Source organism: Micromonospora sp. ATLC20 (genome assembly GCF_057196585.1).
In genome coordinates, this window is the sequence record NZ_JBXUOV010000035.1 from 35,441 (window position 1) to 42,338 (window position 6,898).

At 75.9% G+C, this 6,898-nt stretch carries 12 protein-coding genes; 4 read left to right on the forward strand and 8 right to left on the reverse strand.

Going from position 1 to position 6,898, the window contains the following annotated elements; genetic code table 11:
• From AC2CHG_RS10825 to AC2CHG_RS10835, 3 genes are all read right to left on the reverse strand, one after another.
• Complete coding sequence (locus AC2CHG_RS10825; RefSeq protein WP_262015779.1) at window positions 1–1,188, reverse strand: PP2C family protein-serine/threonine phosphatase; 1,188 nt, start codon at window positions 1,186–1,188, stop codon at window positions 1–3.
• A 99-nt stretch (window positions 1,189–1,287) separates the two neighbouring features.
• Window positions 1,288–1,536 (reverse strand): hypothetical protein, encoded by a 249-nt coding sequence (locus AC2CHG_RS10830; RefSeq protein ID WP_484524658.1) that lies wholly within the window; start codon window positions 1,534–1,536, stop codon window positions 1,288–1,290.
• Window positions 1,533–1,685 (reverse strand): hypothetical protein, encoded by a 153-nt coding sequence (locus AC2CHG_RS10835; protein ID WP_355511762.1) that lies wholly within the window; start codon window positions 1,683–1,685, stop codon window positions 1,533–1,535. Before AC2CHG_RS10835 ends, AC2CHG_RS10830 begins: the two co-directional genes overlap by 4 nt.
• Before the next feature lie 129 nt (window positions 1,686–1,814).
• Between AC2CHG_RS10835 and AC2CHG_RS10840 the strand changes: the two genes are divergently transcribed.
• From AC2CHG_RS10840 to AC2CHG_RS10850, 3 genes are all read left to right on the forward strand, one after another.
• Entirely contained in the window at window positions 1,815–2,648 is an 834-nt protein-coding gene (locus AC2CHG_RS10840; protein ID WP_484524659.1) for a universal stress protein, read from the forward strand.
• A 105-nt stretch (window positions 2,649–2,753) separates the two neighbouring features.
• Window positions 2,754–2,963, forward strand: a complete 210-nt coding sequence (locus AC2CHG_RS10845; protein WP_013286381.1) for a hypothetical protein — start codon at window positions 2,754–2,756, stop codon at window positions 2,961–2,963.
• Complete coding sequence (locus AC2CHG_RS10850; RefSeq protein WP_366623503.1) at window positions 2,960–3,433, forward strand: hypothetical protein; 474 nt, start codon at window positions 2,960–2,962, stop codon at window positions 3,431–3,433. The genes AC2CHG_RS10845 and AC2CHG_RS10850 overlap by 4 nt, the downstream gene beginning before the upstream one ends.
• Here the strand turns inward: AC2CHG_RS10850 and AC2CHG_RS10855 are convergent.
• A complete protein-coding gene (locus tag AC2CHG_RS10855) occupies window positions 3,430–3,630 on the reverse strand; it encodes a hypothetical protein (protein ID WP_043323973.1) in 201 nt (66 codons plus the stop codon). The genes AC2CHG_RS10850 and AC2CHG_RS10855 overlap by 4 nt on opposite strands.
• 127 nt (window positions 3,631–3,757) lie before the next feature.
• Here AC2CHG_RS10855 and AC2CHG_RS10860 point away from each other — a divergent pair, with 127 nt between their 5' ends.
• Window positions 3,758–4,414 (forward strand): hypothetical protein, encoded by a 657-nt coding sequence (locus AC2CHG_RS10860; RefSeq protein WP_366623501.1) that lies wholly within the window; start codon window positions 3,758–3,760, stop codon window positions 4,412–4,414.
• A gap of 3 nt (window positions 4,415–4,417) precedes the next feature.
• Here AC2CHG_RS10860 and AC2CHG_RS10865 read toward each other — a convergent pair whose 3' ends face one another.
• From AC2CHG_RS10865 to AC2CHG_RS10880, 4 genes are all read right to left on the reverse strand, one after another.
• Entirely contained in the window at window positions 4,418–4,600 is a 183-nt protein-coding gene (locus tag AC2CHG_RS10865) for a hypothetical protein (RefSeq protein ID WP_366623693.1), read from the reverse strand.
• Between the two features lie 66 nt (window positions 4,601–4,666).
• A complete protein-coding gene (locus AC2CHG_RS10870; protein WP_402806293.1) occupies window positions 4,667–5,944 on the reverse strand; it encodes a hemolysin family protein in 1,278 nt (425 codons plus the stop codon).
• Window positions 5,944–6,141 (reverse strand): hypothetical protein, encoded by a 198-nt coding sequence (locus tag AC2CHG_RS10875; RefSeq protein ID WP_030503909.1) that lies wholly within the window; start codon window positions 6,139–6,141, stop codon window positions 5,944–5,946. Before AC2CHG_RS10875 ends, AC2CHG_RS10870 begins: the two co-directional genes overlap by 1 nt.
• A gap of 45 nt (window positions 6,142–6,186) precedes the next feature.
• The coding region (locus tag AC2CHG_RS10880; protein WP_484524660.1) for a SelB domain-containing protein at window positions 6,187–6,898 on the reverse strand (712 nt) is incomplete at its 5' end.

Below are 6,898 nucleotides of genomic sequence, written 5' to 3' on the forward strand. Positions count from 1 at the left end.
TCACTGCCCCGTCACGTCGTCGGACCGGCTGGAGCCGCGCCAGTCCAGGCAGACGACGACCGCGTCGTCACGGAGATCCGCGTCGGCATGGTACGCATGCAGTTCGCGCATCACCGTACCAACTGCCTCGGTCGCCGGCTGCAGCCGAGTCGACCGCATCGCGCGCGCCATCGCCCGGACACCGTACGGCTCCTGCTCGTCGGGCTCCGCCGCGTACACGCCGTCGCTGACCACGAAGAGGCGATCGCCCGGCTCCAGAGTGAACTCCTGCACGTCGTAGCGGGTCTCGGCGAACATGCCCAGCGGCAGTTGCTGCTCCAGCGCGATCGGTGTGACACGTCCGCCGCGCAGCCGCAGCAGTTGCGGCGACCCGGCGTCCACAGCGCGCATCACGCCCCGGCGGCTGTCCAGCTCCAGCAGCAGTGTGGCCACGTGCCGGTTCCCCCGGTGCTGGTAGTAGATGGTGTCCGAGGCCAGCTCCGCCTGCTCCACCAGGCTGCCGCCGGAACGCCGTGCGTTGCGCATCGCGTTCACCGTCATCGCCGTGAGCATCGACGCGGCCAGCCCGCTGCCGGTGCCGTTGAGCACGGTCAGGGTGAGCCGGTCGCCGTCCACCGACCAGTCGAAGTGGTCACCGCCCACGGTGTACGCCGGTTCGAGCTGCCCGGCGAGCAGCGCGTCACCGAGTCGTACGCTGCGCCCCGGCAACAGGTCCCACTGCATCTCGGCGGCCATGCTCAGCCGCTCCCGCCGCCGGGCGCGCCGGTAGCGGTCGGTCTCCCGGTCCGCCGCGCGGATCGCCACGGCCAGCTCACCGGCGGCGTCCCGGGCGGCCTCCACAGTGGCCGCATCCGGATCGCCGGGCAGCTCCACCATCAGCACGCCGAGCCGCTCCCCCCACACCGACAACGGCAGGTACGCGCGGCAGCGGCCCTCCTCGACGATGTCCAGCACCGGCTCCTGACTGCTGAAGCAGCGCTGCGCGACGCTGTGGGCCAGCAGCGGGCCGCCGTCGGGCACGTCCGGGTCGAGCACCGGCCAGAGTCCGCTGGCGCGGTAGTCGGCGACGAACACCTCCGCCCGCGCGGCCCCGAGCGTCTGGCGCAGCACCGCGTCCGCGGTCTCCGCCAGCTGGTCGGGTGGCGCCGTGCGCAGGGCACGCGACACCGATCCGGACGCCTCCGGCATGCTCATCCTCCGATGACGACTATTGCTACAGGGCAAACATCATACGAAGGCCGCCCGACGGCGAACGCCCCGCCTCGGCCGGGTGTGACGGGGACCGGCTCAGCCGGCCGGGCGCACCGCCAGCGCGCCGTGGAACGCGTCCGGCACCGGCTCGGGCTCACCGGCCGGCCGCCACCGCGCCACCGGCACGATGCCGTCGCCGGTCGGCTGCCAGCGGCCCAGCAGCGGCGCGAACCGCTCCGGCGCCCGCATCCGGAACGCCGGACCCATCATGGCCAGGCCTTCCGGGTACCCGGCCAGCTCCTCGGTGTCGAAGACCAGGAAGCCGTCGATCCCGTCGGCCGTCATCGCCCGCACGGTGCGGCCGAGGAATCCGCGCAGGGCCCGTACGCCGACTCGAACGCGGCGGCCGCGGCGACGTCCACCGGGCGGTGGTGCCGGCCGCCGAGCCAGTAGTCGATCATGCGGGCGGTGCTCGGTCCGTCCGGCTGATCCATCGACGGGGCTCCCTCCCCTGGGCGCTGCACGCCAGCGTACCCACCGGGGCGACCCCGGCGGTATCGCCCCGGGCCGGCCGTCCGGGCCGCGATACTGGCCGCGGGAGCGCCGGCCACGAGGAGGTACTGGTGAACTCGGCGAACGGGGCCGCGGTGGTGGTCGGGGTGGACGGCTCCGAACCGGCCGCCCGGGCGGTCCGCCTGGCGGCCCGGGAGGCGCGGCTGCGCAACCGCCCGCTGCGGGTCGTGCACGGGTTCATCTGGCCGCTGCTGCGCGTACCGGTCTCCGCGCCGGCCGGCTCACCACCCGGCGCCGGGCTGCGCAACCAGGCCGAGCAACTGGTCACCGACGCGGTGGCGGTGGCCGAGGCCGAGTCGCCGGGGCTGCGCATCACCGGCGAGATCATCGACGGGGAGGCGGCAGCGGTGCTGCTCGGCGAGTCCCCCACCGCCGCCCTGGTCGTACTCGGCGATCGGGGCCTGGGTGGCTTCGCCGCGCTCGTGATCGGGTCGGTGGCCGTGCAGGTCGCCTCGTACGCCGACTGCCCGGTGCTGATCGCTCGCGGCACCGCACACGACGGCGGCCCGGTCGTGGCCGGCGTGGACGGCTCGACGCTGTCGCGCGCCGCTGTCGAGTTCGCCGCCGAGACCGCGTCCGCGCGCGGCGCCGCGCTGCGCGTGGTGCACGCCCGCCCGCGCGGCCGGGACGACGCCGAGGAGGAGCGGGTGCTCACCGAGGCGCTCGCCGGGATCGGCGAGCGCTGGCCGGACCTGCCGGTGCACGCCGAGGCGGTACGCGCCAAACCGGTCACGGCGCTGACCGCCGCGTCGGCCGAGGCCCAGCTGGTAGTGGTGGGCCGGCAGGGCCGGGGCGAGCTGGGCGGGCTGTTGCTCGGCTCGGTGAGTCAGGGGATCCTGCACCGCTCCGCCTGCCCGGTGGCTGTGGTCCGCGCCGCCGACTGAGCAGCGCCCAGCCGGCCCGGGCGGGGATCCGGCCGGCAACGGTTGGTCCCGGCCCGGGCGGGTAGACGCCTACGGTCAGCCGACAGCGATCCGCAGGAGGCAGAGATGCCAGGACCACGGCCGGGCAGCAACGCGTACGACAAGCAGCGGGCACGCCTTCGCGACCTCGTCGAGCAGTCCGGACGGGCGTCCGACAAGGAGGCGAACCAGGTCGCCAACCGGATCCTCCAGGACGACAGGGGGCAACGCGGTGTGGTCCGGGGCGAACGGACCTACGGCCCCAAGGGCAACCGGGAACCGGGTGACCCTAAGTGAGGACGGCAGCGGTTGTCGACGGCGCCATCGCGGGCGCCGTCGGCAGCGCCGTCCTCAACGCGGTCTCGTACCTGGACATGGCGCTGCGGGCCCGGCCGGCCAGCAGCACCCCCGAATCGGTCGCCGGACGGCTGGCCGACGTCACGCACGTCGACCTGGGCCCCGGCGACGAGGCGGAGAACCGCCGCTCCGGTCTGGGGCCGTTGCTCGGCTACGCCACAGGCATCGCCGCGGGGGCCGCGTTCGGCCTGCTCGCCGCGCGGCGGCGGATGCCGTTGCCGCTGGCCGCGGTGCTGCTCGGCGGTGGGGTGATGGCCACCTCGGACGGCTCGATGACGGTGCTCGGCGTGACCGACCCGCGCACCTGGCGGCGCAGCGACTGGGTCTCCGACCTGATCCCCCACCTGGCGTACGGGCTGTCGGCCGCAGCCACCTGGCGGCGGCTGCGGCCGACGTCGGCTCGCGGTTAGCTCTCGTCGTCGGCGACCGGCTCACCGGCCGGGCCGTACGGCGACACCTGTCCCTTGGGGACGGGCCGCCCCGCGTCGGCGTTCGACGTGCCACGGCTCCGCGAACGGCCGCCCGCCTGGGTGGCCGTCTTGCGGCTGTCCTGGCTGGTGGCGCCGAGGTCGTTCCGGCGTAGTTCCTCCTGCTGCGGCTTGACCACGGGTTTCTCCTTCCCGGTGGGGCGCACGGCCGTCGACCGCGCACCGGACAGGCGTACCCGTCGCCGCCCGGCGCATTCCGGCCCGGCCCGGGGGTCTGGCCGGGGCCGGGGCGGGTAACCCGGGTGGATGCCAGACGATCGCAACGTCGCACGGGCCCTGCTGGACCGGCAGTCCCGCACGTACGCGGAGGAGGCCGGCATCGCCCTCGCGGACCGGCCCGGCCCGCTCTACCAGCTGCTTGTGCTGACCACGCTGCTGAGCACCCGGATCCGGGCCTCGGTGGCGGTGGCCGCCGCCCGGGAGCTGTTCGAGGCCGGCTACCGCACGCCGCAGGCGATGGAGGCGGCGAGCTGGCAGGACCGGGTCGACGCGCTGGGCCGGGGCCACTACCGGCGCTACGACGAGCGGACCGCGACCATGCTCGGCACCGGCGCCCGGCTGTGCCTGGACCGCTGGCACGGCGACCTGCGCCGGCTGCACAAGGAGGCCGGCGCCGACCGGGCCGTGCTGCGCCGGCTGCTCACCGAGTTCCCCGGCATCGGCCCCACCGGGGCGGACATCTTCCTGCGCGAGGCGCAGTCGGTGTGGCCGGACGTGCGCCCGTACGCCGACCGGCGCACGCTCGCCGGAGCGCGGCGGCTGGGCCTGCCGGCGAGTCCGGGTGACCTGGTCGGGCTGGTCGGCGAGGCCGACTTCGGCCGGCTGGCGTCGGCGCTGGTGCGGGTCGCCCTGGGCGAGGAGTCGGCGGGCGAGGTGAGCCGCAGCGCCGCCACGGCCCACTGAGGGCTACTTGGCGGGGCCGGGCTTGGTCAGGTTCCAGGCCAGCAGCGAGGCGAGCAGCGCGAGCAGCACCACGCCGCCGGAGACGCCACCCTCACCGCCGCTGCCGCGGCTTCCGGTGAAGCCGAAGTAGATCACGGCCAGCCCGGCCAGCACGGTGATGAACGTACGCAGTCCTCGGTCCTTCACGCCCGCACCGTACGACCGGCGGTGCGGGCCGGGACGCGGATCGGGCGGTTGTCCCCCGTCCGGGTGTCAGTCCGGGCTGCGGCCGACGGCGGGGCCGCGCAGCCGGACCCGGCGGATCGCCCGTCCGGCCACCTCGACCACCTCGACGGTGAGGCCGGGCAGTCGCACCCGCTCCCCCGGGCCCTCGGGCAGCCGGCCCAGCCCGGCCAGCACCAGGCCGGCCACCGTGGTGTACTCCCGCGACAGCGGGAACGTCACGCGGACGCCCACGTCGGGCAGGTCGTGCAGCGGGAAGTCGCCCGGCAGCAGCAGCGCGCCGTCCGGCTCCCGCACGGCGCGGCGCACGTCCCGGTCGGTCTCGTCGTACAGCTCGCCGACGACCTCCTCGAGCAGGTCCTCCATGGTGACCAGGCCGTCCACGCCGCCGTACTCGTCGACCACCAGCGCGAGCTGCTCGTGTCGCTGGCGCAGCTGCCGCATCGCGTCGGCCACCGGCAGCGTGCCCGGCAGGAGCACCGGCGGGCGGGCCCGGTCGCCGACGCGCGCCCCGTCGGCGTCCACCAGGTCGCGGATGTGCACGGTGCCGCGGACGTCGTCGAGCCCGCCGGGTCCGATCACCGGCGCCCGGGACCGGCCGGTGGCCGCGAGGCGGCGCATCGCCTCGGCCGCCGGCAGGTCGGCGGGCAGCGTGGTCACGTCGCGGCGCGCGACCAGGATCTCCCGCAGCGTACGGCCGGCGATGTCGAAGGCCCCGGCGAGGATCTCCCGCTGCTGGGCGGACAGGCCCCGCTGGCTGACCAGCATCTCCCGCAGCTCCTCCTCGGTCACCTCCTCCCGGCTGGCGCGCGGGTCGCCGCCGGCGAGCCGGACCAGCAGGTCGGTGGAGCGGCCGAGCAGCCACACCGCCGGCCGGGACAGCCGCGCCAGCAGGTCCAGCGGCGCGGCGCTGATCAGCGCCCACCGTTCCGCCGTCTGCATGGCCAGCCGTTTGGGCGCCAGCTCGCCCACCACGAGCGTGAGGAACGTCAGCAGCAGCGTCACCAGGAACACCGCGACCGGGCGGGCGGCCCCGCCGAGGAAGCCCAGCGGGCCGACGAGCGGCTCGGCGAGCGTGACCGCGGCGGCGGCCGAGGCGAGGAACCCGGCGAGCGTGATGCCGAGCTGGATGGTGGCCAGGTAGCGGTTGGGTTCGCGGGTGAGGCGGCTCAGCCGCGCCCCGGCCCGCCCGGAGCGCGCCAGCCGGCGCAGCTGCCCCTCCCGCAGGCTCACCAGCGCCATCTCGCTGCCCGACAGGGCGGCGTTCACGAGGATCAGCACCAGCACCAGCGCGACCTGGACACCCATCAGTCCGTCTCCAGGTCGTCCAGCGAGATCGCGTGGGTCATCAGCCAGCGGGCCAGCGCGGCCATCCCGAACAGCCACAACGGCGCCGACTCGGTGGGGCCGTTCGTGGCGTAGATGGCGAAGCGCAGGTCCGGTGCCCGGTACGCCTCGATCCGCCACTTGTGGTTCTTGTCCCGCCAGACCGCGGAAGGGTCCATGGCGCCACGGTAGGTGACCGGGGCGGGCGGGCGACGCCTGTTGGCTCAGCCCGGCCGGCGGACCACCTCGCGGGCGTCGTCGGGCAGCCGGCGGGTGGCACCGCGCCGGTCCAGCAGCTCCAGCAGCGGCACCGCCACCCGGCGGGTGGTGCCGAGCGCCTGCCGGGCGGCGCTGAGCGTGAACGGCTGCGGCAGCCCGGCGAGCACGCGTACCGCGTCGTCCGGGGCGCCGGGCAGCAGCACCACGTTCTCGGCGAGCTTCAGCAGCGCGCCGGCGCGTACCGCGGCGCCGATCTCGCGGGGGCCGAGCCCGAGGTCGGCCAGGTGGTGTGCCTCGGGGGCCTGGAAGGGGCGGTCGCCGTACTCGGCCCGGACCCGGTCCACCGCCCGGGCCACCGGGTCCGGCAGCGTGCCCTGCGGCGCGGCGGTGACCAGGCCGTCGCGCAGTCGCAGCGGCGGGCGCAGCAGCGCCGTCACCAGGGCGCGGTCGGGCAGGTCGAGCCGGTGCCGCAGCACGTCGACGGGTACGCCCGCGGCGAGCGGATGCTCGGCGGCGTACCGGGTCACCTCCTCGGTGAGGCGGCGGCCCAGGTCCCGCCAGTGCTCCGGATCGGCCAGCCACTGCCCGGCCACCGGCGTCGCGACCGGTGGCACGCCCATCCGGGTCAGGTCACCGGCGCGGACGAGCCGCCGCCGGCGTAGCTCCCCGGCCAGGTCCGGCCGCCCGTCCAGCCCGGCCAGCACCGCCGCGCGAGCC